This is a genomic window from Sphingobacterium sp. 1.A.5 (assembly GCF_002734235.1).
Lineage (GTDB): Bacteria > Bacteroidota > Bacteroidia > Sphingobacteriales > Sphingobacteriaceae > Sphingobacterium > Sphingobacterium daejeonense.
Window position 1 is genome coordinate 15,302 of sequence record NZ_PEBA01000066.1, and the last position, 24,416, is coordinate 39,717.

Annotated in this window: 29 protein-coding genes; 11 read left to right on the top strand and 18 right to left on the bottom strand. The window is 34.6% G+C overall.

Features of this window, described 5'->3' with window-relative positions; genetic code table 11:
• Nucleotides 1-4: 4 nt before the first annotated feature.
• A complete protein-coding gene (locus CRT24_RS19770; RefSeq protein ID WP_180269177.1) occupies nt 5-1,678 on the bottom strand; it encodes a flavohemoglobin expression-modulating QEGLA motif protein in 1,674 nt (557 codons plus the stop codon).
• A 148-nt stretch (nt 1,679-1,826) separates the two neighbouring features.
• Nucleotides 1,827-2,612, bottom strand: coding sequence for an N-formylglutamate amidohydrolase (locus CRT24_RS19775; RefSeq protein ID WP_099372827.1), 786 nt, complete (start codon nt 2,610-2,612; stop codon nt 1,827-1,829).
• Nucleotides 2,613-2,765: 153 nt separating this feature from the next.
• Between CRT24_RS19775 and CRT24_RS19780 the strand changes: the two genes are divergently transcribed.
• The gene (locus tag CRT24_RS19780) at nt 2,766-3,212 is read left to right on the top strand and encodes a DoxX family protein (protein ID WP_099372828.1); all 447 of its coding nucleotides are present in this window, start codon (nt 2,766-2,768) and stop codon (nt 3,210-3,212) included.
• 161 nt (nt 3,213-3,373) lie between these two features.
• Nucleotides 3,374-4,243: a pirin family protein gene (locus CRT24_RS19785; protein WP_099372829.1), complete on the top strand. Its 870-nt coding sequence runs from the start codon at nt 3,374-3,376 to the stop codon at nt 4,241-4,243.
• Between the two features lie 73 nt (nt 4,244-4,316).
• Here CRT24_RS19785 and CRT24_RS19790 read toward each other — a convergent pair whose 3' ends face one another.
• The 9 genes from CRT24_RS19790 to CRT24_RS19830 all read right to left on the bottom strand — a co-directional run bounded on the left by CRT24_RS19790 (nt 4,317) and on the right by CRT24_RS19830 (nt 11,564).
• Entirely contained in the window at nt 4,317-6,614 is a 2,298-nt protein-coding gene (locus CRT24_RS19790) for a multicopper oxidase domain-containing protein (protein WP_099372969.1), read from the bottom strand.
• A 35-nt stretch (nt 6,615-6,649) separates the two neighbouring features.
• Nucleotides 6,650-7,492, bottom strand: a complete 843-nt coding sequence (locus CRT24_RS19795) for a DUF3347 domain-containing protein (protein ID WP_099372830.1) — start codon at nt 7,490-7,492, stop codon at nt 6,650-6,652.
• A gap of 94 nt (nt 7,493-7,586) precedes the next feature.
• Nucleotides 7,587-7,958, bottom strand: a complete 372-nt coding sequence (locus tag CRT24_RS19800; RefSeq protein WP_144034623.1) for a hypothetical protein — start codon at nt 7,956-7,958, stop codon at nt 7,587-7,589.
• Nucleotides 7,959-8,124: 166 nt separating this feature from the next.
• Nucleotides 8,125-8,328: a hypothetical protein gene (locus CRT24_RS19805; protein WP_099372832.1), complete on the bottom strand. Its 204-nt coding sequence runs from the start codon at nt 8,326-8,328 to the stop codon at nt 8,125-8,127.
• A gap of 1 nt (nt 8,329) precedes the next feature.
• A complete protein-coding gene (locus CRT24_RS19810; RefSeq protein WP_099372833.1) occupies nt 8,330-8,920 on the bottom strand; it encodes a methyltransferase domain-containing protein in 591 nt (196 codons plus the stop codon).
• Nucleotides 8,921-9,011: 91 nt separating this feature from the next.
• Nucleotides 9,012-9,464: a GNAT family N-acetyltransferase gene (locus tag CRT24_RS19815; protein WP_099372834.1), complete on the bottom strand. Its 453-nt coding sequence runs from the start codon at nt 9,462-9,464 to the stop codon at nt 9,012-9,014.
• A 15-nt stretch (nt 9,465-9,479) separates the two neighbouring features.
• Nucleotides 9,480-10,574, bottom strand: coding sequence for a DUF695 domain-containing protein (locus CRT24_RS19820; RefSeq protein WP_099372835.1), 1,095 nt, complete (start codon nt 10,572-10,574; stop codon nt 9,480-9,482).
• Nucleotides 10,575-10,679: 105 nt separating this feature from the next.
• On the bottom strand, nt 10,680-11,084 hold the full coding sequence (locus tag CRT24_RS19825) for a DUF5606 domain-containing protein (protein WP_099372836.1): 405 nt from the start codon (nt 11,082-11,084) through the stop codon (nt 10,680-10,682).
• Nucleotides 11,085-11,105: 21 nt separating this feature from the next.
• Nucleotides 11,106-11,564 carry a peptidylprolyl isomerase gene (locus tag CRT24_RS19830; protein ID WP_099372837.1) on the bottom strand — a complete coding sequence of 153 codons (459 nt, stop codon included), beginning with the start codon at nt 11,562-11,564 and terminating at the stop codon, nt 11,106-11,108.
• 146 nt (nt 11,565-11,710) lie between these two features.
• On the opposite strand from CRT24_RS19830, the gene radC reads away from it, so the two are divergent.
• Both radC and CRT24_RS19840 read left to right on the top strand, forming a co-directional pair.
• Nucleotides 11,711-12,406 (top strand): DNA repair protein RadC, encoded by a 696-nt coding sequence (gene radC / locus CRT24_RS19835; RefSeq protein WP_099372838.1) that lies wholly within the window; start codon nt 11,711-11,713, stop codon nt 12,404-12,406.
• A gap of 75 nt (nt 12,407-12,481) precedes the next feature.
• On the top strand, nt 12,482-13,195 hold the full coding sequence (locus CRT24_RS19840; RefSeq protein ID WP_099372839.1) for a pirin family protein: 714 nt from the start codon (nt 12,482-12,484) through the stop codon (nt 13,193-13,195).
• 57 nt (nt 13,196-13,252) lie between these two features.
• On the opposite strand, the gene CRT24_RS19845 is transcribed toward CRT24_RS19840, so the two are convergent.
• A complete protein-coding gene (locus CRT24_RS19845; RefSeq protein WP_218962669.1) occupies nt 13,253-13,630 on the bottom strand; it encodes a hypothetical protein in 378 nt (125 codons plus the stop codon).
• Nucleotides 13,631-13,784: 154 nt separating this feature from the next.
• On the opposite strand from CRT24_RS19845, the gene CRT24_RS19850 reads away from it, so the two are divergent.
• Nucleotides 13,785-14,159, top strand: a complete 375-nt coding sequence (locus CRT24_RS19850; RefSeq protein ID WP_099372841.1) for a single-stranded DNA-binding protein — start codon at nt 13,785-13,787, stop codon at nt 14,157-14,159.
• 64 nt (nt 14,160-14,223) lie between these two features.
• On the opposite strand, the gene CRT24_RS19855 is transcribed toward CRT24_RS19850, so the two are convergent.
• A complete protein-coding gene (locus tag CRT24_RS19855; protein ID WP_099372842.1) occupies nt 14,224-15,633 on the bottom strand; it encodes an alkaline phosphatase in 1,410 nt (469 codons plus the stop codon).
• Nucleotides 15,634-15,762: 129 nt separating this feature from the next.
• On the opposite strand from CRT24_RS19855, the gene CRT24_RS19860 reads away from it, so the two are divergent.
• Nucleotides 15,763-17,091, top strand: a complete 1,329-nt coding sequence (locus CRT24_RS19860) for an OmpA family protein (protein ID WP_099372843.1) — start codon at nt 15,763-15,765, stop codon at nt 17,089-17,091.
• 106 nt (nt 17,092-17,197) lie between these two features.
• On the top strand, nt 17,198-17,485 hold the full coding sequence (locus tag CRT24_RS19865; protein ID WP_218962670.1) for a hypothetical protein: 288 nt from the start codon (nt 17,198-17,200) through the stop codon (nt 17,483-17,485).
• Here the strand turns inward: CRT24_RS19865 and CRT24_RS19870 are convergent, their stop codons facing one another.
• Nucleotides 17,486-18,022, bottom strand: a complete 537-nt coding sequence (locus tag CRT24_RS19870) for a lipocalin family protein (protein WP_099372845.1) — start codon at nt 18,020-18,022, stop codon at nt 17,486-17,488. It lies immediately after the preceding gene.
• A 60-nt stretch (nt 18,023-18,082) separates the two neighbouring features.
• Here CRT24_RS19870 and CRT24_RS19875 point away from each other — a divergent pair, with 60 nt between their 5' ends.
• Together CRT24_RS19875 and CRT24_RS19880 are read left to right on the top strand one after the other, a co-directional pair.
• Complete coding sequence (locus CRT24_RS19875) at nt 18,083-18,562, top strand: DUF4268 domain-containing protein (RefSeq protein ID WP_257214106.1); 480 nt, start codon at nt 18,083-18,085, stop codon at nt 18,560-18,562.
• An 11-nt stretch (nt 18,563-18,573) separates the two neighbouring features.
• Nucleotides 18,574-19,365: a S1/P1 nuclease gene (locus tag CRT24_RS19880; protein ID WP_099372847.1), complete on the top strand. Its 792-nt coding sequence runs from the start codon at nt 18,574-18,576 to the stop codon at nt 19,363-19,365.
• A gap of 343 nt (nt 19,366-19,708) precedes the next feature.
• Here the strand turns inward: CRT24_RS19880 and CRT24_RS19890 are convergent, their stop codons facing one another.
• Nucleotides 19,709-20,077 carry a hypothetical protein gene (locus CRT24_RS19890; RefSeq protein ID WP_099372849.1) on the bottom strand — a complete coding sequence of 123 codons (369 nt, stop codon included), beginning with the start codon at nt 20,075-20,077 and terminating at the stop codon, nt 19,709-19,711.
• Nucleotides 20,067-20,708, bottom strand: a complete 642-nt coding sequence (locus tag CRT24_RS19895; protein WP_099372850.1) for a hypothetical protein — start codon at nt 20,706-20,708, stop codon at nt 20,067-20,069. Before CRT24_RS19895 ends, CRT24_RS19890 begins: the two co-directional genes overlap by 11 nt.
• Nucleotides 20,709-20,843: 135 nt before the next feature.
• Here CRT24_RS19895 and CRT24_RS19900 point away from each other — a divergent pair, with 135 nt between their 5' ends.
• Nucleotides 20,844-22,847, top strand: a complete 2,004-nt coding sequence (locus CRT24_RS19900) for a M13 family metallopeptidase (RefSeq protein WP_180269179.1) — start codon at nt 20,844-20,846, stop codon at nt 22,845-22,847.
• A 51-nt stretch (nt 22,848-22,898) separates the two neighbouring features.
• On the opposite strand, the gene CRT24_RS19905 is transcribed toward CRT24_RS19900, so the two are convergent.
• Both CRT24_RS19905 and CRT24_RS19910 read right to left on the bottom strand, forming a co-directional pair.
• The gene (locus tag CRT24_RS19905) at nt 22,899-23,231 is read right to left on the bottom strand and encodes a YegP family protein (RefSeq protein WP_099372852.1); all 333 of its coding nucleotides are present in this window, start codon (nt 23,229-23,231) and stop codon (nt 22,899-22,901) included.
• 75 nt (nt 23,232-23,306) lie between these two features.
• Nucleotides 23,307-23,636: a YchJ family protein gene (locus tag CRT24_RS19910; protein WP_257214107.1), complete on the bottom strand. Its 330-nt coding sequence runs from the start codon at nt 23,634-23,636 to the stop codon at nt 23,307-23,309.
• Between the two features lie 212 nt (nt 23,637-23,848).
• Between CRT24_RS19910 and CRT24_RS19915 the strand changes: the two genes are divergently transcribed.
• Complete coding sequence (locus CRT24_RS19915) at nt 23,849-24,376, top strand: lipocalin-like domain-containing protein (RefSeq protein ID WP_099372853.1); 528 nt, start codon at nt 23,849-23,851, stop codon at nt 24,374-24,376.
• Nucleotides 24,377-24,416 lie beyond the last annotated feature (40 nt).

Sequence of the window (24,416 nt, forward strand, 5' to 3'; positions counted from 1 at the left end):
TATTTTATTGTATTAATTTGAAGATGCTTCCTTTTCTCTTGACGTCTTTCCACTGAGGACTAAATTCTGGAAATAAATAGCGTGGAGTGACAGCAGGAGGGATTAGGATTTCTTTTTGCAAGAGATCTTTAATAATTGGTAGGTAGTCTTTTCTGATTTTTCCCATCATTAATAGATGTACATTGTTGCCATCTTTTAGATAAGTGATAAGTTCCATCAATCCTTTGAGGTATAAAGCATCCTTCGTAAGACCTCCACCTCTATAAACTCTCATGACAATCGTAAATGCTGTTTCAGGCAAGAAATTATATTGGTCTACGAGCATAGAAAACGTGTCAATGAATGAGTTTCCCAAAAGCATATTTTGAACGGCGATGACACGGGCAGCAATGATTCTTAAACGATCATTATTTAATCCGCCCACAATATATTCAGCCAGTACCGCCAAACCTTCTTGCAATTCTTCGTACCCCGGAACTCCTAGGCTGAAAATGCTCAATGGTTGTTGTCTCCCATTAAAGTAAGTGACTACGTGTGTACCTATTTCGTGTTGTATCAATGCTTCTGCTCTTTTTCTGGTGACCTTATATTCCTTACTGATATTCAGAACGCCTCGATTGACCATGACGCCTGAGATATCTTCACGAACGCGGACAGGGCTGTTAAATTCAGCATTTTGCCTCTGTAAAAACTTAACCTCGTCACGTGCCATTTTTGCAAATTCGTTCGCAGAAATATAGTCATCAGCTTTTTTTATAGGTTCTTCAGGTTCGGTAACCATCAAAATAGCCATCGCAGATTTATAAAGTTTCTCAGATACATTCCCGAATACCTGGAGGCTTCCATGTAAAAAATCATCTTTTCCACGATCAGCTATCATGCTGACCATATTATCTAACTCGGTCCTTTTGTCCCTAAAGATATAGGCCATAGTAGGGTCATAAATATCTTCGATCCGAAGGTTATATAATCTTCGTTTTACAAGATCAGGGTCAACATGAAGTGGACGATAAAGAAACTTCGGAGTTTTCCAATATTTATCTTTTTTAAATTGGAGCCAAGCTTCATGAGCATTCAAAGGAGTAACCATCAACAGAAAATCAAATTTGGTGCTTTCCTGAGCTAATGATTTATCTATTTCATTCATCAATGGGGTTAACTCTTGATGAAAGTTCAATCTTTGAGCGGTTGCATTTAAATGGGTATAAACTCTTAAAAACTCAAAGAATAACCTTGAAAGACATTTTGCTAGAGTTTCCCGATATAACCTAATCAGCATGGGCAAGACTAGATCGTCAGAATCAACATAGTTTTGTTTGATGGATATTCCCATCAATAGGATCTGTTTATTCTGTAATTCCTTTTTACTATATAAAATAGGAACACCAATAGGTTGTGGAATATTAAGATCCTTTGCAATGGAAACAAAAATTTCCCTAGCTTCTTTTTTAATGTTTTTTTGGAAATATTCGGCTAGTGGGAGGAGGTCTTTTTGACCTACATGGATCATAATATCTTCTTTTTGATTATGATCAGCTACCCACGCTTCTACCAAAAGGCATGCGCCAAACTCTTCAGCTAATTTTTGAGCAATAGGCTTCAGCCATTCTTCTAAATTGAAGTCATATGATTTACATACAATACTGGCATTCTCTGTCTTTGCCAAATCAGCAAGCATTTTATCCCGTTTATCAGGACTCGGAACCCTATAAATAAATATATAAGGAACTATTTTATTGAATATGAATTTTCCAATATTTGGAATTTGGTAGTGTACAGGACTCCGCTTATTAATAGCGCTTAATATTTTTTGAAGTGCTTTATTTTTATCCGGCGTCATAATGGAAATAATGGTTTAAAACCTGTATTGAATTCATTAAAAGTTGTTTGCAAGCGACAATTTTATGTAAATCTGGAGTTCCGGTCCATTCGTCCATAAAGTCTTTTCGGAATTCAAATGATATTACACATCCATGCGCTGCAAGTTTTTTATTTATCAATTGAGATAAATATCCTCCCTTAAATTTAATATTTTCTTGAATATCAATCGGTTCACCATATAGATTTTCTTTTCGTATATATGCGACAAGCTCTTGCACGAGAGGTTTCCATTTTTCAGAAATATAGGCTGTTCCTAGATTTATTTGGGGATTTTTAATAGTGTCAACCACCTCTTCTGGTCCTTCTCTTTTCGCATTATAACTATGGATGTCAAGAATTACGAAAAAACCAAATCTGTCGATTGTTGCCTGAATTAGTTCTTCAATCTCTTTATAAATATTTTCATGGTCTAAATACAGTTCTGTAACAATATCCTCAGGCAAATCCAATTTCCAAACATTCAATCCCCAAGCTTGTTCAGGTCTCAGGTAAACTGAATCATTAATTGTTCTATTAAGATCTAATTGAAATCTAGATGAACCAACAATAAATTGATTCATCGGAAGTTCTGCCATTACAGAGGTAAAAGGATCCTCTTCACGCAATCTTTCAGTATCGTTTAAGTTCAAGAATGGGGCGATTTGTTCATCAATCTGGTGCCCGTCATGAATTGCAAATGCCCAAAATGGACTATTGTTTTCCTTAATGAAATATTTGGTGAATTTTGCCATAAAACTTGATTTCTAATCTAAAGAACAAAGATTTAGAGAATTAGTTTTGGTGAGAACCAATTCCAAGATTAATTGTTTTTATTTTATAAATGTAATACTATCAGAGTGTTTTACAACGTTGTGAAAGTATAACCAGTTAAAAAGGAGGTCATTATGAACCTAATTCAACGCATTGAGCATTGGGGAGATGCCCATCATCCTAGATGGATTGATTTCATCAGAATAGTTCTCGGAATTCTGATTTTTGCAAAAGGTATAAGTTTTATTATGGATCGGGATTCTGTCGCTGCATTGATAGAGCGGACGCATTTTCAATTATCCATTTGGGGTGCTGTTCACTATGTAGTATTTGCACACTTGGTAGGCGGAATATTCATCGCTTTAGGGCTATGCACCCGTCTGGCTGTAGCACTGCAAATACCTATTCTGATTGGAGCTGTTTTCTTTGTAAACATCACAAATGGATTTAGTTTTTTGAATTCAGAATTTTGGTTATCCCTAGTGGTTTTGCTGTTGCTTATTTATTTTTTGATTGTCGGTTCAGGACCGATGTCACTAGATAAGGAAATGAATAAGCCTGGATATAAGAGACAGATTTAGTAGGTGATTCCTACTCAAATTTCTTTTTATTATGTGGAAAGGCCTTGCAACGCAAGGCCTTATTTAATATACGTTAGCAAAATTGAGGAACAGTTCTTACCATACATCAATGCTATCCGAATTGCTGTAGTATACCTTTGTATTATAAAAAGGAACATACCATGAAAACAAAACAAATTGAAAGAATTATAAAACCTGGTACTCCACATTTTGTAGGAGATGGTTTTAGAGTACATAGTTTTATTCCATCTGCTATATCGATGCAACGAATGGATCCATTTTTAGTATTTGATTACAATTCAACATATAATTTTCCTGCAAGTGAAATTCCTAAAGGTGTTGGTGTCCATCCGCATAGAGGATTTGAAACTGTGACTTTGGCTTATAAAGGCAGAGTAGAACATGGCGACAGTAGTGGTGGCGGAGGTATAATTTCTGAGGGTGATGTGCAATGGATGACTGCAGCCTCTGGTATTTTGCATAAAGAATTTCATGAAACTGAGTGGAGCAAAAAAGGTGGCGAGTTTCAAATGGTACAGCTTTGGGTCAATTTGCCAGCACAATACAAAATGTCAAATCCAAAATATCAGGCCTTGGAAAATAAATCAATCCCTAAAGTGAATATTGCTGAAGATAAAGGATTTGTAGAAATTGTGGCAGGGGAATATAAAGGAATAAAAGGTGCAGCATCTACTTTTACTCCTGTAAATATGTACAATGCTAAATTGAAAGCAGGTGGTAGAGCTGAGTTTGATTTTCCTGAGAATTTTAATACAGCCATGTTGGTGCTTGAGGGTACTGTAAAAATCAACGGTACTGAGATTTCTACTGATTATTTTGTACTATTTGAAAACAGTGGTGAGCAAATAGCGGTTGAAGCAAATGAAGATTCTGTAGTTTTAGTTTTGAGCGGACAGCCGATAAATGAACCCATTGCAGCTTATGGTCCATTTGTTATGAACACAGAGGATGAAATAAAACAAGCATTTAGAGATTTTCAAACTGGCAAATTTGGATACCTTCAAGATTAACTAGATTTGAAATATCTAAAATAAAAATGCGCCTTCGCAGATCTACGATGGCGCATTTTTATTTTTAAAAGGATTAATAATTTACAGATAAACCAACGCCGAATCCCATATCGGAATCATAATGAGTTCTGATACCAAAATTTTTGGTAAGGATATACCTCAGATCACCCATATATTCCATATCTGAATTTACCATTACTCCAGCTCTTAACCGTCTTGTAATAGGAATATCTTCTCGCATTAATTGCAAACGAACATTCCCATCATGGTAAACCTCAGCTTGAAAACGCACCAACATAGGTAGCATATAGGCAAATCCAGCAGAAAATAATGCTCTTTCATTTTTGCTGTTTCGCTGGCCAAAAATATTCTTTTCCGGACCATGTTTTTCCATGTTTCGATATCTATAATCAAAACCTATAAAAGGCATAAACCATTGCATTTTCCCAATATAACGACCAAGGTGGGTTTCAACTTCGTAGCCATGCATATCATGATAACCTAATCGCCATTCAGTGGTTAAGCTATAACGAGTATTATGGAACATCATTTCGCCATCGTTACCATTGCTGGCAAAATCATTCTGGAACATAAAATGAATCTGATTGCTTTCTTTTTGTAGTTCACGGTATCCCCAAGCTTTATCAGGTAAATAGGGGTTGGGTTCTTGCTGGTCCGTACTAAAAACTCTATTCATCCCTGCCATCATGTGATAGAGAATATGACAGTGGAAGAACCAATCTCCTTCTACATTAGAAACAAATTCAATTGTATCCGTTTCCATTGGCATAATGTCAAGTACATTTTTCAATGGCGCGTAATCTCCCTGTCCATTGATAACCCTAAAATCATGGCCGTGCAAATGCATGGGGTGTCGCATCATGGAATTGTTATACAAAATTATCCTAAGTGCTTCACCTTGCTTTATTAGAATCTTATCACTCTCTGCAAGAACTCTATTATCCAAACTCCAAACATATCGATTCATATTACCCGTCAGCTCAAATTTCATCTCCCTTACCTTGACGTTTTCAGGGAAATTAGTTTTGGTTGGAGATTTGAGCATAGCATAATTTAAAGTAACAATATCACTTGAACCATGTTGGCTATGATCCATTCCATTGTCCATATTATGGCTTTGATGTTCCATATTATGGCCTTGATGGTTCTCATTCTCCATTTTATGTGATGAATGATTTTCTTTTTTGTCAGGCATATTATGGTTAACCTCTGGATACATAACAGTATTCATGTCCATTTTTTGAAGACTCATTTTCATGCCCATATCGTCTAGGTCACCATTCATCTTCATCATGTCGTTCATCATTTTCATGCCCTCAAAATATTTTAATTTTGGAAGCGGACTGATCAGTTGTTTTATTCCTGAACCTAAATACATAGATACATTTTTGGTTCTGTCTTCTGGGGTTGCCATAAATTCATAGGAAAATCCATCTTCAGGAATTGTTAATACGATATCGTAAGTTTCAGATACGCCTACAATTAACCGATCTACTTCAACAGGATCCACATCATTACCGTCATTAGCAACAACTGTGATTTTACCTCCGGCATAAGTAAGCCAGAAATAAGAAGATGCACCAGCATTGATTACCCTTAATCTGACTTTATCACCAGCTTTAAATTCAGGAAATGTTTGCTCTGAAGTTCCATTCATTAGAAATCGATCATAATACACATCAGATACGTCCATTGCGAGCATTCTTTTCCATTCATTGGTGATCTTGGTCTTGAAATGACCTTCTTTGATTGCTTCTCCATAACTTTGGACAGCATTTTTTTTAATAGCAAACCAATCATTTGCATTGTGAAGCATCCTGTGGACATTGTCAGGATTTAGATTAGTCCACTCACTCAGCACTACAGGGATGCTCGGTAAATCGTCAATTCCTTTCCTGAACTTTGGATCATCGGGTCGTTTGTTTAGGATCATCGCACCATACATCCCAATTTGTTCCTGCATTCCAGAATGACTGTGATACCAATGGGTCCCGTCCTGAATTATCGGAAATCTATACGTAAATGTGCTATTTGGTGCAATAGGTTTCTGAGTTAAAAAGGGTACCCCATCTTCCTTGTTCGGAAGATAAACACCATGCCAATGGAGCGAAGTCCCTTCCTTTAATTTATTGTGAACATGTAATTCAGCCGTATCTCCTTCTGTGAAATTTAAGATAGGCATTGGAATCATTCCGTTCACAGCAATTGCCCTTCTTTCCTTTCCAGCATAATTTACCATGCTGTCAGTAACATATAAATCATATCGGACTACCTTCTGTGAAAAACCTAGGTTCGCTTGAAATACGATGAGACTGAATAAAAGTAATTTTATGATTTTCTTCATATTCATCATTACGTGTGAAATAATTTAATCGCCTTTTTGTTTCAGATTTTTTCTTTTACTTCTCCGCAAGTCATCATTTTAGACCCGTAATAAGGATTTTTCACTGAATTTTCTTTGCTGATCCAATAGGCGCCCTTGTTGTTGTTAGCCATAGGGCAGAACTGATAATACAATTCAATCTCTGTTTCAGAATCTTTTGCTAATTTGTAAATCAGGTCAGATAATCCAATAAATGAGGATCTTTGATTTTCGATGTTTGAATCAGAGGATATTTGTAATGCAGATTTTTCCAGATCTGTCTTTACTTTCATCCAAGTTTTATGTTCAGTTTCGCCTAACCCTGCCATATCAACCTTCTTAATCTCGCTAGCTAGCTTCTTTGCAGCATCAGCTGCTAATTTTGAATCCGTAGCCACCAAAGCATCTTTAATAGATAAGTAATTGGTGAGAACTGCATCCAGTCCATTTTTCTGAACTTCATGTTTGCCATGATTCATATCTTTATGATCCTTGGAATTCGCGTGAGGTCCCTTATTTGCTATTTGGTGTTCTCTGTCATATTTACAGCATTCATGTAAATTTTCATAAACATCATCTGGTGCACGAAACTTAGCATTGTCATAACCTGCTAATGCAATTTTTTTTAAAATTGTTTCTTCGGAAGTTTTGGTGCTATCATAGGTGATTTCAGCCTTTTTAGTATCGATATCCCAATTTACATTTGAAATTTTTGGCTCTGAACCATTGCTATCGATGGTTTTTTTGCACATTCCACAATTACCATTTATTGCTACGGTAATTGTTTTTTCGTTCTTTATTTGTGCTATAGTTGTATTTAATCCCAAACCCAAGATAAGGGTTAAGAAAAATGATATCTTTTTCATTTTTTTTTAATTTTTATAAATAGTAAAATCATAGCAAAACATCATTCTGCTATTAACGAATTGAAAAGCTCCATGGAGCAATATTAGAATACGATTAAACTATTTTGGGAGGGATAAAAATCGATGAGAAACCAGTGGTTTCATGGAAAACCATCAATGTAGAAATTTCATCTTTAGGATGTACAGCACTGAATTTAAATTCGAAAAAGGATGTGCTGAAAAAGCAACAACTATGGTTTGCCATCATTGGGCAATTACAGTTGCTAGATTCTCCACATGAATCGTTACCATCATGAGATTGATCTTTGAAATCTTCATTACAGCAACTATGTGGATCTTCAGAATGATGTTCTTTATGACATGATGTTTCTGCCGGTTGCTCCTGATGCTCTGAACATGCCAGACCTAGCTTTGGACTGACCATAGCTAGAAAGGTGAAACATAATATATAGATAAATCTCATCATAAATGTTAACTACAAAACTATAGAAAATGTTCTAGTAAATCTAAAATAATGCTATTAAAGAAGTAATTATGACAATTCAATAAACAAGAAGGCCCAAGTTGAGGACTTGAGCCATTCTTCACTAACTATTATTAATTATACCTATCTAATTTTAAAAAAGCAGAAATTAATCTTTTCTACCTTTAGGTTGAACCTGGCAAGATCCATTTGCCGAGCAACCCATATTGAATAAGGGCATGATTGAAAATAAAATCCCGAGAGCAACGATCAACCACATTTCTGCCTTAACACCTTGGACAATTATTATTATTCCCATAATTAAACGCAATAAGCGCATGATATTCCATTGAGCTAAATAATGCTTAATCATTTCAATTTATCCTTCTTAATTTTATAAATAATTCAGACCCTTCCCTAGGAGCGATGCTATTATAGCATGGTTCCATTATCTCGATCACAAAAAGTTTGTCAAACAATAACCTGTAATTATTAATAGATCCACCAAATGGGGGTCCCTCACTCTCAAATTCTTTTCCAAACAACAATCCCATAATTTCACCGCCGTCGGCAAGTAACGAACTTGCTTGGTTGACATAATCAGAGCGTAATTTGGGTTCTAATGCACAAAAAAAAGTTTGTTCAATCAATAAATCATACTCACCTTTATGTTCAAAAAAATCACCATGAACAATGTTGATCTGTGGATTATTTTTAAACTTTTCTTTCACATTCTGAATAGCAATAGGAGCTATGTCAATTAATGTCAGATTCGTAAATCCATTCTCCAAGAGAAAAGCAGCTTCGTAAGCATTTCCGCAACCTGGTATCAGAATTCGAGCATCTTTATTTGGATACTTATCCATAAAAGTAACAATGGGAGTAGAAGCATAGCCAATATCCCAACCAGTTTGTTGGTTCTTCCAACGCTGGTTCCAGAAGTTTTGATCGAGTGATGTTTCCATCGCAGTGATTTCCTTTAGAAGTGTGTTACTCTTATCTTTCGAAGAATAACACAAAATTGAAAATTAAAATTTTTTTCCTGTGTATCTTTTGTTACACTCCCTGATATTCCATTAAAACCATATCATATCCTTTAGACCAATAATCCTTGATCCGATTCACTTCTTTAAATCCTTGTTTTTTGTAAAATCCGTCAGCAAACTGAGAAGTTCGTACTATTAATTTCAAGATATGTTTTTGGCTTAAGACATGGTTAATTCGATATTGTGTAAGAACTGATCCAGCACCTTTCTTATGAATGTTTTTATCCATAAAATCCCAGCTTAATCGAGCAGTAATTAAATCATTATCATAATTTATTCCACCAGCTCCAATGATTTTTCCATCCTGAAGGATTACTAAATAATCCTCTATTTCATTTTCAAGATAATGTTTGAGATCATCAGATTCTTCAGGGGCAAAGTAATATGGAACATTTGATTCAAAAACCTCAAGGACGGATTGAAAATCTTCAAATTCGTAAGGTCGTATTAAAAAATCACTCATCACTTGAAAACTGGATTAATCAATCTGATATCTTTCAAAGGATTGCCAATACTTGTCTTTGTAGAATTCGAAATTCATAATCAATTCTTGGCTATATTTTGTCTGCAATTGATCAATGACTTGTGTTGCTTCTCTAAATTCTCTACAAGCAATGAATGTTTCCCTAAGTCCATCAATGGTTTCAGAACCTAAGAAAATATAACCTTTTTCGGCAGGGAGTTGTTCTTCTATATCATCTTCTAATTTCGCTATGCTATTGTAGGTTTCACTACTTGGAAATCCATTTTCATTCTCAGGTTGGTAGTGAATCATGATTACCAAAATCCATGGGTGAGAAGCTTTAAATTCCCAATCTAGGATTGAGGTATTAAAAGTGGATAATATAGTTTTGTTACCTTCAACGGTGCCCTCGAATGCTGCGAAGCTATCATTACTTGGATCATGTCGTACATCTTGGTACTTTTCTACAAATTCTTTCTCTCTCCAAATTAGGTAATCTTTTAATTTATCCAATGGAATTAGCTCTTTATGAACATTCTGTGGACCTAATACATCAATTTTATCAATGCATTGAATCATTGTTTCTTCTCCCAGGAAATTATCCAAGAAGATGAAAATTCCGTTCAAGATATCATCGTGAGATTCTTCATGATAATGGTCATAGACAAATTTGAGGTCAATTTTATCTGGGTAAGCTTCATGAATGACTGGATAGAACTTGATATTATCTCTATCAAAATTCAGGTCATGCATTCTTATAGCGAAGTTTATGTTATTTGAGGCAGGTTTTAATGCTCTAAACTTCCAATTAGGGATCTCTGGTGCTGAATTAGCAAGTTTTTCTGCCCATAGTACATTCTGAATTCTTCCATCAGGAGTGAAAATTAATTCTGCCATTTGATCATCCTCAATTCCTACCAGAAAGAAAACCTCAGGTTCTACTTTTGTTAATTCCGGTGCAAATACGTTTATAAAACGTTCTTCAACTTGATTTCCAGATTTTATTATTTCGTAAAATTCTTGGGCATGAATCTCAAACCAGTTCCAAAAGGTTTGGTATGTATTGTTGTTTTTAGATGTTGAAAGTGCCAAATCATCAAAGATACCCATATTGCATTTGTTTAATTGTCATCAATTTCCCTAAATATAAGGATATAAAAAAACCTATCCTATTATTTAAAATAGGATAGGTTTTCAAAATATTGTATTCTAATACTAAGAAAGTGGCTCTGGTGCTTCTTCTTCGAACAAAGGAAGGTCTTTGATAATATTGTACCAAGAAATGATTTTCTTGATATCTGAAGAATATACTCTAGCCTCATCGTGATTTGGAGCTACTTCTCTGAAATATTCTCTTAAAGTATTGCCATCAGCTTTAACATCAGGAGTGTTACCACCATTGTTTTTAATGGTTTCGAAAACATCTAAAAGTCTGATTTCATCTTCTTCACCATAAATAGTGATATCCTCTAGGGTCGCCATTTTTGTAGTAGAAAGATTCACTACAGATTTAATTTTGCTGCCATCTAAAGATTCCAATACAAATCCACCTTTGTTTTGACCTATCAATTTAAATAATCCTGGTTTACCAGTAACTGATACTAATCCTCTTAAATTCATTTTTTACTTTTTTTATAGGTATTAATCTTCAATAATTTCAACACCTAGGATACGATCACCTTGACGGATATCATCAACAACATCAACGTTTTCGATAACTTTACCAAAACAAGTGTGATTACGGTCTAAGTGAGCAGTATTGTTGCGGCTATGGCAGATAAAGAATTGAGAACCACCAGTATTTCTTCCTGCGTGAGCCATTGATAATACTCCACGGTCGTGATATTGGTTCTCCCCAGTTAATTCACAATCAATTTTATATCCTGGTCCACCTGTTCCAGGCATACCTGTTGCACCTTCGCGAGTATTTGGACATCCGCCCTGAATTACGAAATCAGGAATTACACGGTGAAATGCTAGTCCATCATAATAACCTGATTTAGCTAGTTTTATAAAGTTAGCCACTGTATTTGGAGCATCCTCTGTGTAAAATTGCACAGTCATGTCACCTTTTTCTGTTTTGATTAATGCTTTGCTCATTATTTCTATCCTTTTTGTTGTAATAGCCTACAAAGATAAGGTTTCTGACCTAATTCTAAAGCTGTATAATAAGTTGTTGAATGTCAATGTCTAATGGTAATATGATATTGTTATATTTACTGAAACGATAAATATTTTCAACAAAAATGTCATTTCAAAAATTAGTTATTCGAGAATGGGCAGAGTCAGACCGTCCAAGAGAGAAATTATTGGAGCATGGTCGAAGGTCAGTGTCTGATGCAGAATTATTAGCAATTTTAATAGGTTCAGGATCAAAAGATGAAACAGCAGTTGAATTATGTAAAAGACTGTTGAATTCAGTAAACAATAATCTCTTTAATCTCAGTAAATTAGAAGTGAATGATTTATGCCAATTTAAAGGTATTGGTGAAGCCAAAGCAGTAACCATTATTGCAGCTATGGAAATCGGTAGGAGAAGACAGGGTACAGAGGTGGAGGAAAAGCCTGTATTAAATAACAGTAAAAAAGCTTATGCTTATCTAAAACAAATGTTGGAAGATCTCAATCACGAAGAATTCTGGGTGATCTTTTTAAATACTAGCTGCAAGGTGATCGATAAACAAATGATTGGAAGAGGAGGGAATGATTTTACCCCTGTAGATGTACGCATTATCCTAAGGTTTGCACTGTTAAATAAGGCAAACTCAATTATATTAGCCCACAATCATCCTTCTGGGACCTTAAAAGCTAGTGAACCGGATAAAATATTGACCAGAAAAATTCTAGAGGCCGCAAAATTAATGGATATCCATGTTCATGATCATCTTATTATTACGGATGATAATTATTTAAGTTTCCGTGATGAAGGCCTTTTGACTTAGATTTCTTATCCTATATCAATGTATCTTAAAACCGCATTCAACATCTTTGTGTTATAAATAAAGGAGAATGACATTATGGCGAAATTTTTTTATCACCCAGCAGATTCTAGAGGCCATGCAGACCATGGTTGGCTAAAATCTAACCATACATTCAGCTTTGCAGGTTATATGAATTCTGAACGAATGAACTTCGGAGCTCTAAGAGTCTTGAATGATGATTTTGTAGAAGGAGGGATGGGTTTCGGGAGACATCCGCATAGCAATATGGAAATTATTTCCATTCCTCTAGAAGGGGAATTGGCACACAACGATAGCATGGGCACAGGATCAGTCATCAAAAAAGGCGATATCCAGGTCATGAGTGCTGGTACAGGAATTGAACACAGTGAGTATAATAACAGTGAATCTGAACCTGTAAAATTCCTACAAATTTGGGTTATCCCTAATAAACAAAATGTAGAGCCGCGCTATGACCAACAATCTATTGATTATGAGGCTGCCAAAAATAATTTCTTACAGATTTTATCACCCGATCCAGATGATGAAGGAGTATGGATCCACCAAAATGCATGGTTCCATATTGCAGAATTTGATGCTGGATTTGCAAGACAATATGTGATGAAAGATCCAGAAGATGGACTTTACATATTTGTTCTGAGTGGAGAACTGAATGTAGAAGGACAAAATATGAATAGCAGAGATGGGCTTGGTATAGCTGGAGCTGGAGATATTAAAATAAAAGCAGTTACAAAAGCTGAATTTTTATTGATGGAAGTACCCATCCAATAGTAATGAAATTTCAAAATTTCAATTATATAGCATGTGAAAAGGTTTTACATGCTATTGTTATTTTGCAACTTTGTTTTCTTTTTGTTTGCTTTTTACTATCAATATAAAGTCATTCCCTAGATCTAAATAACCAAATTCATAACAAAAGACATATTCATTTCCTTTAGATGTGCAGATTCTATGAGTATGGTAATCTAAAGCATATCCTTCGGCCAATAATTTGGCCTTATTAGATTTATACATTTTTTCCTCTCCAAGAATCATTTGAAGAATTTTCCTGTTTCTTTTTAGCTGATTGTTGATTTTCTTCATCAGGTTGTTTTCTTTACTATTAACTCTGTTATTAAAAGCATTTCTACAGCTATCATTACAAAAGCGCTTATCGGTTCTCCCTTTAAGGACTTGTTCGCATTCCTGACAGTATTTTACCTGCATGATTGAATTAATTATAAGCGTTTAAAAACGTTTAGATTCGATTTTAAACAATTGTTTTACGAATATAACTATGGTTCATACAGAACTTTGTTTCAGTTACTTAGCTAAGATAAATTAATTAAAAGAAAAATAAATATCTAAAATTGAAATATTCATGAGCACGTTAAAAAATTCAGTTCAGTTATTAGGAAGACTTGGAAAAGAACCAGAAATTAAAATGAGTAGTACTGGAGCACCATACTGTTTTGTTAATCTTGTAACAAATGAATACGGCACCAAGAAAAATGGTGAACAGTTCGAAAAAAGCCAGTGGCATAGAGTTGCAGTTTGGGGTGATATGACCAAGATAATTCAGAAAAAAGGTAAAAAGGGTAGTCTTTGGCTGGTACAAGGTTCAATTGTATATCGTCAATTCGAAGGAAGAGACGGAAATCAACATTATACCTGTGAAATTAGAGCCAATAGGATAATGTTCTTAATGGATCCAATGGCCATGAATAAACCTATGGCAGAAAAAGTAGAAGTTTAATCCATAAAAAAAGTAGGTGGTATTATTCCACCTACTTTTTTATTTTAATTGAATTATATATTCATTATGGATGAGACCATCCAGCTACTTTAGAAACGGTCCTTGGGATATCTACGTTATCCATTTTTTTATGGAATTCTTCTGATCCTACTCCAATCGCATAAACTGGAATATAAGCAGCAGAGTGACTGCCAGATGCCCAACTAACAGAAGAAGCTTTATTGAGAGCTTTAATTGCTAAGTCAGCGATTTTGTCAGAGGTTGCATAAAGGCTTTTGCTAGTTTCATTTTTATGTTCAACGAAGCTTTTCTCATAGGCCTCTTGCAAATCTTCAGTAAAATCTTCACTTACCTTAATGTTTTTCCATAATCCTAGATTTTCACCTAAAAATTCTTTCAATTGATCCCAACTTGCATTAGGATTTTTTGTGCGAAAATCATTTACTAATAATGACAAGGCTTCTTGTGAAATTTTCTGGTTCTCTAAATTCTTGATTCTAAGGGTTGAACTTCCATTTCCTACACCCATACCTCCAGTTTCATGATCAGCAGTAACAATGATCAAAGTTTCTTCTGGATGTTTTTGATAGAATTCATATGCTTTTTGAACAGCATTGTTAAAGTCCAGAACTTCGTGAATTGCAGCTGCACCATCATTTGAGTGACATGCCCAATCAATTTTTCCGCCTTCTACCATTAAAAAGAATCCCTTATCACCTTGACTTAATGACTCTATGGCTGCAGAAGTGATTTCAGATAGATTTAAATCTCCAGGTTTTTGATCAATAGCAAATTTTAAGGATACTGGGTTAGTTCCTTTATTATTCATTAAAATCAATTTATCTGATTTGTTTGCTTTTTTATAGTCATCCAAACCGTATAATAATTTATAGCCAGCTTTTTCTAACTGTGGGAAAAGCGAGGCAACTTCTTCTTTTTTTGCATTTGTTGTAGGTTTTAAGAAACCAGAACCAGCAAAGAAATCAAAGTTTGATTTTATGATATCTAATCCGATTTCATAATACATGTCGCGATCTGGTTGGTTAGCATAAAAAGAAGCAGGTGTTGCATGGTCAATACTCACCGAAGTGGTAATACCTACTTTCATTCCCTTTTCTTTAGCTAGATAAGCAATACTTTTATATGCTTTTACACCAGCGCTATCCATTGCAATCACTCCGTTTTTGGTTTTATAACCTACCGCTAAGGCTGTTCCTCCAGCACCTGAATCTGTTACTCCGTGAGATTGAGAATGTGAAGTCGCAAATGTTGCATATGGAAATTGACTGAAAACTGTTGGATAAACCGTATTCTTATTGTCCAAAGAAGCTTTGTAGATTTCAGCAGCTTGAACTTGGTTCAGACCCATACCGTCACCTATCATAAAGAAAATGTACTTCGGTTGTTTTTGAGCAAAGGTTGAGCCTATAAATAAAAATAAGGCAATTAATAAATTGAAAAATTTAATATTCATACTATCTGAATTAGTTTATTGACAAAAGTAAGGTTTCAGTATTAAGATAATGTTAATTAAGAATTATTGAGTGTTGCAAACAAAATGTTACATTGATTGTTTTTCAATATGTACTTATAAACTAAGGTTATGGAAAACAATTTAATAGAACTTGCTCGTTCCTATTTTACAGAGCATTCTTACAGTACACTTGCTTCTCAAGAAAATATTTCACAAGAGCAGGCAAAGAGAGGAATAGACGCTGTTATTCCTTCGTTATTTTTAGGTTTACAAAGGAAATCCGGCCACGGATTGGGTAGCCTATTAGACACATTAAAATCAAGTTTTTCTGGGTTTGACTTCTCAGATGTACTGAGATTCAGTCCGCCTGTACAAGACGTTCCTCAACAAGGCGATACGACTCGGACAGTATTAAGCTCTCTATTTGGAAATTCTTTTGATCAAGTTATTCCGAATACTGCTAATTTCTTAGGATTAAATACAAATAGTTTAATCCGATTATTCTCAGCAGGTATTCCTGCGGTTATTGGGGCATTGACCAGCAATGGTACTCGATGGGATACAACTTCTATTGAAGCTGATTTAAACAATAACCGAACTAACTTCTTAAAAGCATTGCCAGTTGGTTTACCTTTAAATATTTTGGGTGATGAGCCAAGAGGACCAGTCCTAGCTGAAGATGAGGTAATCACGAGGGAGACCATTGTAGATCCAGCTCGTGATGTCTTGGTTGAAGATCCTATTATCCCTGCGACAGCAAATGTGAGACGCGAAGACCCACCTGCTGCATTGCCTCCAGCAGATGAAGAACGCAGAAAAGGTGCCGGATTATGGTGGATATTGATTCCAATTATCTTATTGCTGTTATGGTTTTTCTTTGGAAAAGGCTGTAATAGAGAAGAACCACCAGTTACTGATGCTCATGTAGATTCGCTGATTACAGACTCTGTGGTAAATGAGGATACTGTACCTACCACTGAAATCGTAAGAGAAAGTATCATGGTAACTTTGCCTAATGATACTGTTATCAATGCCTACAAAGGAGGGATTGAAGATCAGCTGGTTCAATTCTTGAATTCTGATTACAAAAATCTTTCAGATGAAGAATTAAAAGACCGTTGGTTTGATTTCGACAACTTGAATTTCGCAACTGGTACCGCTAATATTCTGCCTGAAAGCCAAGTTCAATTGGACAATTTGGTAGCAATATTGAACGCGTTTCCAGATGCAAAAGTAAAAGTAGGTGGATACACTGATAAAACTGGTGATGAAGCAATCAATAAAAAATTATCAAATGACCGTGCAATTGCTGTTAAGAATGCATTTGATGCACAGGGTGTTGGTAACAGAGTCATGGCAACAGAAGGTTATGGATCTCAATTTGCCGAATTCCCTGCGGACGCTCCAGAATCTGACCGTGTGAAAGATAGAAGAGTAGCTATTAGTGTTAGAAAATAATAACAGATAGATTAGATTAGTTTGAGCAGTCCAAATTTATTGGACTGCTTTTTTATTTTATTTAGATTGCTATTTTTGTTTTATGTTAACTAATACCCAAATAGAAATGATTCAAAAGGATTTTGAAAAATATTACAAATCCTTAAAAACTAAAGGTAAAAGCCTCGATTTCGAATTATTCGGCGAGTATGCTACTTCCATTCTAAATTTTTATTTGGGAAGTTCTGTGTTAACTATAAACGTCAAACCTGAAGCAGCTAAAATTCTTGTTAATCTTTTTAACGCTGGACTAGGCAATGTCATTAGTAAAGAAGATCAAAAAGAAATTGCTTTAGTAATACAGCAGGATAACACATTAGACTATTCAGTTATTCAGCCTATTTTTGAACTTTAATTAGTCCTCTTGTACTGTCCATATTAATTTTGAAAGATCATAGCCACAGTCTTTAGCATATTTTAAGTAGTGAGCTTTTCTATCTTCATTAATAGATTTGGTTCTGGAAAGGATCCAAATATAATCTAGATTGTCACCAAAGATTAAGGCATCTTGATAGTCATTATCAATCATAACAATGTTATAGCCAGAATAAAACGGGCCGAAAAATGAAACTTTTAAAGCACCTTCATTAACATTTCCAGCGTACTTAGCTTTTCCAATACTCGTTTTGGTTTTTTCGGTAGTGATATTGACACCTTCATTTTTAACCTTCACCGAACCATCTTCATTCATACTATATTCAGCAGTAACATTCTTTAAGTTCTTTTCCCAGAAAAAATCAAACCGAGCTATTTCATACCATTTTCCTAAATATTTCTGTAGATCAAAATCTTGGATAACTTCTACATTTGATTTGACCGGTTTTAGATAATTATATATTACTGATCCTATGGCTACAGCAGATAGGGTTAGTAATGTTTTCTTTTTGTCCATCGTAATTTTTTTATATGAAAACAGCTTAAACAGCTTAAATGTTTAAATAGATTCCTAGTTTTGCATAAAATTAAAGAATTGTATTCAAGAGAAGAAGCAAAGAAAATCAAGGAATCCTTTTGGACATCATTCGGGATGTATATGTCGCCGATACCAAGCGCTGATGGCGAAAAGGTAACCTGGGTGAATTACAAAACAGGTATTCGATATCTATTCTTTAGAATGGAAGCAACCAATAAGATCGCTCAAATCGGTATTGAGATTGCAAATCCAGATGAAGGAATTAGAGCCTTGATCTTTGAACAATTCAAAGAGTTTAAAGCTGTGCTGGAAGCAGAATTGGAGGAAGAGTGGATCTGGGATGAACTGTCCTATGATGAAAATGGCAAAGCAACAGCAAGGATTTATACAGAAATAAAAGGAGTCAGTGTCTTCAAAAGAGAGGATTGGCCTGAATTAATTTCTTTTTTTAAACCAAGGATTATTGCACTTGATAGTTTTTGGTCCTCCGCACAATATGGATTCGATCTTTTTAAATAATTACAAATAATATGAAACTAGTAGGGAAAATTCTAGTGTTTTTTATGTTGCTGACACAATCTCAAAATGTTTTAGCTTGGGGAATGACAGGGCACCGTGTTATTTCAGAAATTGCAGAACAACACTTGACAAGAAAAGCTAAACGCAATATTGAAAAATTAATTGGTCACCAAAAATTGGCTTACTGGTCAAATTGGGCAGATTTTATTAAATCTTCACCTGATTCCGTTTTGCTAAAAACAGGATCATGGCATTTTTTAAATACGCCAGGAAACCTTACTCATGCTCAATTTTTAGTAGAACTTCAAAATTCGCCAGAACAAAATTTATATAAAGCCTATCAGAGAGTAAGAAAAGATGTAGTGAATAAGGATCTCTCCTTAGAAGAAAGACAAAGAGCACTATATTTTATGGTACATCTATTGGGTGATGCACATCAGCCAATGCATGTGAGTAGGGCAGAGGATTTAGGTGGTAACAAAATTTCAGTTACATTCTTTGGAAGGGGATCAAATATTCACCGTGTTTGGGACAGTGATTTGGTCGATAATGAAAAATGGTCATACACAGAGTATGCACGAGTTTTAGATTATGAAAAACATTTTTTCAAACAATATACCAATTCAACCTTTGAAGATTGGCTTTATGAATCACATGAGTTGGCAAACCTAATTTATGATGATGTAGCAAAAAATAATAAGCTCTCTTACGACTATATTTTTCGATTTAAAGACCCTATGGAAAATGCTTTACTTAAAGCTGGTTTGAGATTAGCTAAAGAGCTTAATGCTGTCTTCGGTTAAAATCTATAAAACCGCTTTGGAGTTGATGTATGAAATTGCTTATTTAGAAAATGATAAATAAATTATATTAATTATTAAATAAAAATACCTTCATAAAATGTTATATTTGGTTGAGAATCAATTGTTAACATTTTATATTTTCTGAGATGGATATTTTAATTAATAATTTCAATATTTTTTATTTTATCGCGGCTTTGAGTGTGGTATTTAAATTGGTTATCTTGACAAGGAACACCATTTCTAAAGATTGGGAAGCATTAAAAGCGAATTCTTTGATCTTGCTGATCATGTTGTTTATTATTTCAATAATAACTTATTATATAGAAGTTTATAGATAGATCGTTTAATTGTTAAGAGTCCAATCAAAATATTTTCCAGTTGCAAATAGTTTACTTCCATTCATTATAAATTGGAAGTCTATATAATCGTTGCTACAACTCTCCATATCCGAACAACAGAATTTTCTGTCAATTTGAAATTTTAATCGGAAAGATCCACTAAGGTGATCAGGATTTATCTTGAAATTTGAAATTTCGATATTTCCAATCTCTGGACTGCCATCCTTATCTCCCAATACATCAAAAATAAACCAATTCAGTTTATCCAATTCGGGTTGGGGAATTGAATCCAGGAGTTTGGTAGGATGAGTTTCAATAACATTCAATTCCTGAGACTCTAAATCTATTTCAAAATTATAGTCTTTAATTTCCATGCAATAATATTTTTTCCAATTGTTTTCTATCTGAAAATTCTCTTTCTACTTGTTCAAGGTGCCCCTTCTGATTACCTGAGAATTCCAATAATGCCTTCGACATTAAATAGTCATTGATTTTCAAGCTCAATGATATATTTTTTTTATTTATGGTCAACTTAGAATTCGAAACTAAAAAATAACTCGATTTTAAATTCTTAAAACTTATATCATTTACAAGAACATGAAATCTCTCTTCCCACTTGGCAATTAAATCATATATCGTTTGCTCAAAAATAGTTTCCCTAATTTTTTCTTCTAGCTTGATTCGATTTTTTATGTTGAAATATGATTTAGAATAATAAATCATATTATTTTTCAAATATGGAGCTGAATTTCCCTGAATCAATGTCTTAACTGGATACCTTAGGTCAAAAAGATCTACTGTGAAAAATTCCAGATTTTCTAATTCAGATTTTGATTTTATAGGCTTCCTTTTCGAAAATTGCTTAACATAAGCTGAAAGCTCGTCGATAGAAAGTGAAGTATGAGCATAGATAACTGGTAGTTCTGGATTGTTTAAATCTATTTGAATAGTATAATCGTTCGTGCCAATCAATTTGTAATCCTTGTCTTCTATCTGGATAATCATGTAGGCAAATTAATAAATCCTACTAATTTATTTCAAATTCCTTCAATTATATAAGAATAGTTACTTCATGTTTTTTTGAAGATTCATTATGTTTGCATATGAACTTACCATAGTTCTAAACAAAAAAGGTTAATTATGAAACAATATGTATTAATGGCTGCATTACTTGCTAGCTCTGCCTATGTTATAGGTCAAGAGCATCAAGCAATCAATGTATCTTACATGGACAAGACAGTTCGTCCACAAGATGACTTTTACAATTATGTAAATGGAAATTGGATGAAAACTGTTGAGATTCCATCAGACAAAGCTCGTTGGGGATCATTTGATCAATTAAGAGAAAATACCGACGAAGCATCTCTTAAAATCCTTAAAGAATCACTTAATACCAAATTTGAAAAAGGTACTGATGGTCAAAAAATTGCAGATTTATATAAATCATATGTAGATTTTGACACTCGTAATCAATTAGGTATAACTCCGATCCAACAACAACTTAAGGATATCGATCAAGTAAAAAACCTACAAGGACTTTATGATTACTTTCTAAAGTACGGTGCTGTAGGTGGTAACCCGTTTTTTGGTGCTTATGTTTATGCGCACATGAAAAACAGTAATATGAACGCCGTTTATTTGGGTGGCGGAGGATTGGGTTTAGGCAGAACTTACTATCAGAAAGAAGATGCTAAAAACACAGAAACCTTAGGTAACTACAATAACTATATAAATTCATTATATGGTAAAGTAGATCCAAAAACGCGTGACCTGAAAGGCCCCAAAGTTATTGAGTTTGAAAAATTAATAGCTTCAAACTTAAAAACAGTAGAGGAGCAACGTGATGCTCAAAAGCGTTATAACCCAGTTGCGGTAAAAGACCTTAATAAAATGGTTAAGAACATGGATGTTGCAAAATACATTCAGACTTTAGGTTTTAAAGCAGACACGGTTATTATTGGAGAATTGAAATATTATGAGAACCTAGACAAGATCGTAAATGAAGAAAACTTGCCTGTAATCAAAGAATATTTGAAGTTCCATGTAATGGACGACGCTACTAGTTATTTAACAAAAGAATTGGACGAATTAGCGTTTGATTTTTATGGAAAGAAACTAAGAGGTCAAAAGGAACAACGTGCCTTGGATAAAAGAGGTTTGGAATTCGTGAATGGCAGTGCGGGTGAGTTATTAGGTAAAATTTACGTTAAGGAATATTTTCCTGCAGAAGCAAAAGCGGCCTGTGAGGAATTAGTTCAATATTTAGTTAAATCCTTTGATCAACATATTAAGGATTTAGCTTGGATGTCTCCAGCAACAAAAGAAAAAGCTTTGGAGAAATTGTCAAAATTCAACGTGAAAATTGGATACCCTGATAAGTGGAAAGATTACTCGAATCTACAGGTTGGGTCTTCATTGATTGAAAATGTGAAGAACCTTCAGCGTTGGAGTTTTGAAGAGAACCTTGCAAAACAGGGTAAACCAGTGGATAAATCAGAGTGGGGAATGACTCCACAAACTGTAAATGCTTATTATAGCCCATTATTCAATGAAATTGTTTTCCCAGCAGCAATCTTACAACCTCCATTTTACGATTACAAAGCTGATGCGGCTGTAAACTTCGGTGGTATTGGTGCTGTTATTGGTCATGAATTATCACATGGATTTGATGATTCAGGATCTCAATACGATGGTAATGGGAACTTGAACAACTGGTGGACAGATGAAGACAGAGAGAAGTTTGAAGCTGCAGCTGATGCTTTGGTTGCTCAGTTTGAAGCTTATGAACCAGTTCCAGGGGTATTTGTAAACGGAAGATTTACTTTAGGTGAAAACATTGGAGACCTTGGTGGCTCCTCAGTAGCATTCGATGCGCTGCAAATGTACCTTAAAGACAAAGGAAATCCTGGATTAATCGACGGATATACTCAAGATCAACGCTTTTTCCTTTCTTGGGCAACTATTTGGCGTACAAAGACAACTGATGAGTTTGTAGTGAATCAAGTGAAAACAGATCCACACTCACCAGCACAATACCGTGCTACAGGACCGATTATCAACCTGGATGCTTTCCATAAAGCTTTTGAAACAAAAGAAGGTGATAAGCTTTATCTTCCAAAAGAAAAGAGAATAGTAATCTGGTAGTAGAAATAAAAAAAGCCGCTTTTAGCGGCTTTTTTTATTTTATGTCGACAGTTAAACTGATGTATCATCAACATTTGCGTCGGGTGCATTTTCTTGAACAGATTTTATGCCGTTACTTCTGCCAGCTTCACTTTCATACATCTCACTAGTTCCTATTATTTGGCCATTCCCAGCTTTAAGATTGAAATAAAATTTCCCGTTTTTAGCCGTTATTTTGTCGAATTTGGCAGAATCCTGTGAATTCTTCTTTACAGAGGCAATCCCATTCTCGCATGCCGCCTTCGTGGTATAACCTTCGCTGCTTAGGATGACCTGTCCATTGGCAGCTTTTAGGTTGAACTGGAACTCTCCATTCTTCCTAGTCGAAATTACAAACTTTCCCATAGTTTAAATATTTAGTATGTACTAATTTACTAAAATTCAATAAAAAGTATGTGTTGTAATCATTAAAAATTTTAATTAAGCCAATACTTTGCCGTCAAGATAATACCATGTTCCATGTAATTTCTGAAATCTTGACTTCTCATGATGATTAAAATCATTGCCTGCTGAATCTAGATAAAAGGCCCTAAATTCAACCGTATTTTCTGTCGCCTTGATCACATCTAATCCTATCCATTGGTTCTCTTTACTCCATTGTTCTATTTCAGCTTTTTTCTGAAATCTACGGCTGGTAGGATGAAAAGTTTCATATAAAAAATCTACCATATGTAATACAAACGCAGAATATCTGGCTCGCATCAATTGTTCGGCACTATCAGCATTTTTGTAATTATCATGTATAATCATACAGCACTTTTGATAGGGCATATCATTGCCGCAATAACAATTCCCATTCATATTCAGAACATTATCCATTAAGTGTTTTTTATGTTAAATGTTGGTCTAATACTTGTTTTACGAAGATACTGATGTTTCCATTGTCATGGAAATATCTATATAAGCATTGTTACAAACTATAAAGTCAAAAACGCCGTTATACAAGCAAACAAGTACCCTAAATGACAACATTGAAAAATGAATTAGTAGGAACATGGCAACTACTATCCTATATAGAAGTACCAATTAATGGTACAGACTCAAAATTTCCAATGGGACAATCCCCAAAAGGTTTATTAATATATGGTGCTGATGGATATATGTCCGTTCAGATTGCAGACTCCGAAAGAGAAAATTTCAGCTCTGAAGACAGATACCTGGCTAATGATCAAGAAATACAATCCCAAATTAGAGGCTTTATTGCATTAGCAGGTTCATATAAAATCGATAATACCAATGCAATTGTCCAGTATTCAATTACTACCTCTTCTTTCCCGAATTGGGAAGGTCAATTTCAGGAACGAAAAATTGATTTTGAAGGCGATATTCTTTATCTGAAATCTGTAACTCCAATTCTGTCTAATGGAATAGAGGTAAACAGCTATATGACATGGAGAAGAATTGAGAAGGAAGAATTCAGCTCAAGGAGGGAGCGGTTCATGGAAATAACAAATGCTGGGCGCTCAAAATCGCGGTTTGAAGACTTTTAATTAGTCTTCGGATACGGTAATTTTTTTACATTTATATGTA

Coding starts and splice junctions, on each gene's coding strand:
- CRT24_RS19770 (WP_180269177.1), bottom strand. CDS start 1,678: ATGCTTGCTGATTTGGCAAAGACAGAGAATGCCAGTATTGTATGTAAA.
- CRT24_RS19775 (WP_099372827.1), bottom strand. CDS start 2,612: ATGGCAAAATTCACCAAATATTTCATTAAGGAAAACAATAGTCCATTT.
- CRT24_RS19780 (WP_099372828.1), top strand. CDS start 2,766: ATGAACCTAATTCAACGCATTGAGCATTGGGGAGATGCCCATCATCCT.
- CRT24_RS19785 (WP_099372829.1), top strand. CDS start 3,374: ATGAAAACAAAACAAATTGAAAGAATTATAAAACCTGGTACTCCACAT.
- CRT24_RS19790 (WP_099372969.1), bottom strand. CDS start 6,614: ATGAATATGAAGAAAATCATAAAATTACTTTTATTCAGTCTCATCGTA.
- CRT24_RS19795 (WP_099372830.1), bottom strand. CDS start 7,492: ATGAAAAAGATATCATTTTTCTTAACCCTTATCTTGGGTTTGGGATTA.
- CRT24_RS19800 (WP_144034623.1), bottom strand. CDS start 7,958: ATGATGAGATTTATCTATATATTATGTTTCACCTTTCTAGCTATGGTC.
- CRT24_RS19805 (WP_099372832.1), bottom strand. CDS start 8,328: ATGATTAAGCATTATTTAGCTCAATGGAATATCATGCGCTTATTGCGT.
- CRT24_RS19810 (WP_099372833.1), bottom strand. CDS start 8,920: ATGGAAACATCACTCGATCAAAACTTCTGGAACCAGCGTTGGAAGAAC.
- CRT24_RS19815 (WP_099372834.1), bottom strand. CDS start 9,464: ATGAGTGATTTTTTAATACGACCTTACGAATTTGAAGATTTTCAATCC.
- CRT24_RS19820 (WP_099372835.1), bottom strand. CDS start 10,574: ATGGGTATCTTTGATGATTTGGCACTTTCAACATCTAAAAACAACAAT.
- CRT24_RS19825 (WP_099372836.1), bottom strand. CDS start 11,084: ATGAATTTAAGAGGATTAGTATCAGTTACTGGTAAACCAGGATTATTT.
- CRT24_RS19830 (WP_099372837.1), bottom strand. CDS start 11,564: ATGAGCAAAGCATTAATCAAAACAGAAAAAGGTGACATGACTGTGCAA.
- radC (WP_099372838.1), top strand. CDS start 11,711: ATGTCATTTCAAAAATTAGTTATTCGAGAATGGGCAGAGTCAGACCGT.
- CRT24_RS19840 (WP_099372839.1), top strand. CDS start 12,482: ATGGCGAAATTTTTTTATCACCCAGCAGATTCTAGAGGCCATGCAGAC.
- CRT24_RS19845 (WP_218962669.1), bottom strand. CDS start 13,630: ATGCAGGTAAAATACTGTCAGGAATGCGAACAAGTCCTTAAAGGGAGA.
- CRT24_RS19850 (WP_099372841.1), top strand. CDS start 13,785: ATGAGCACGTTAAAAAATTCAGTTCAGTTATTAGGAAGACTTGGAAAA.
- CRT24_RS19855 (WP_099372842.1), bottom strand. CDS start 15,633: ATGAATATTAAATTTTTCAATTTATTAATTGCCTTATTTTTATTTATA.
- CRT24_RS19860 (WP_099372843.1), top strand. CDS start 15,763: ATGGAAAACAATTTAATAGAACTTGCTCGTTCCTATTTTACAGAGCAT.
- CRT24_RS19865 (WP_218962670.1), top strand. CDS start 17,198: ATGATTCAAAAGGATTTTGAAAAATATTACAAATCCTTAAAAACTAAA.
- CRT24_RS19870 (WP_099372845.1), bottom strand. CDS start 18,022: ATGGACAAAAAGAAAACATTACTAACCCTATCTGCTGTAGCCATAGGA.
- CRT24_RS19880 (WP_099372847.1), top strand. CDS start 18,574: ATGAAACTAGTAGGGAAAATTCTAGTGTTTTTTATGTTGCTGACACAA.
- CRT24_RS19890 (WP_099372849.1), bottom strand. CDS start 20,077: ATGGAAATTAAAGACTATAATTTTGAAATAGATTTAGAGTCTCAGGAA.
- CRT24_RS19895 (WP_099372850.1), bottom strand. CDS start 20,708: ATGATTATCCAGATAGAAGACAAGGATTACAAATTGATTGGCACGAAC.
- CRT24_RS19900 (WP_180269179.1), top strand. CDS start 20,844: ATGAAACAATATGTATTAATGGCTGCATTACTTGCTAGCTCTGCCTAT.
- CRT24_RS19905 (WP_099372852.1), bottom strand. CDS start 23,231: ATGGGAAAGTTTGTAATTTCGACTAGGAAGAATGGAGAGTTCCAGTTC.
- CRT24_RS19910 (WP_257214107.1), bottom strand. CDS start 23,636: ATGATTATACATGATAATTACAAAAATGCTGATAGTGCCGAACAATTG.
- CRT24_RS19915 (WP_099372853.1), top strand. CDS start 23,849: ATGACAACATTGAAAAATGAATTAGTAGGAACATGGCAACTACTATCC.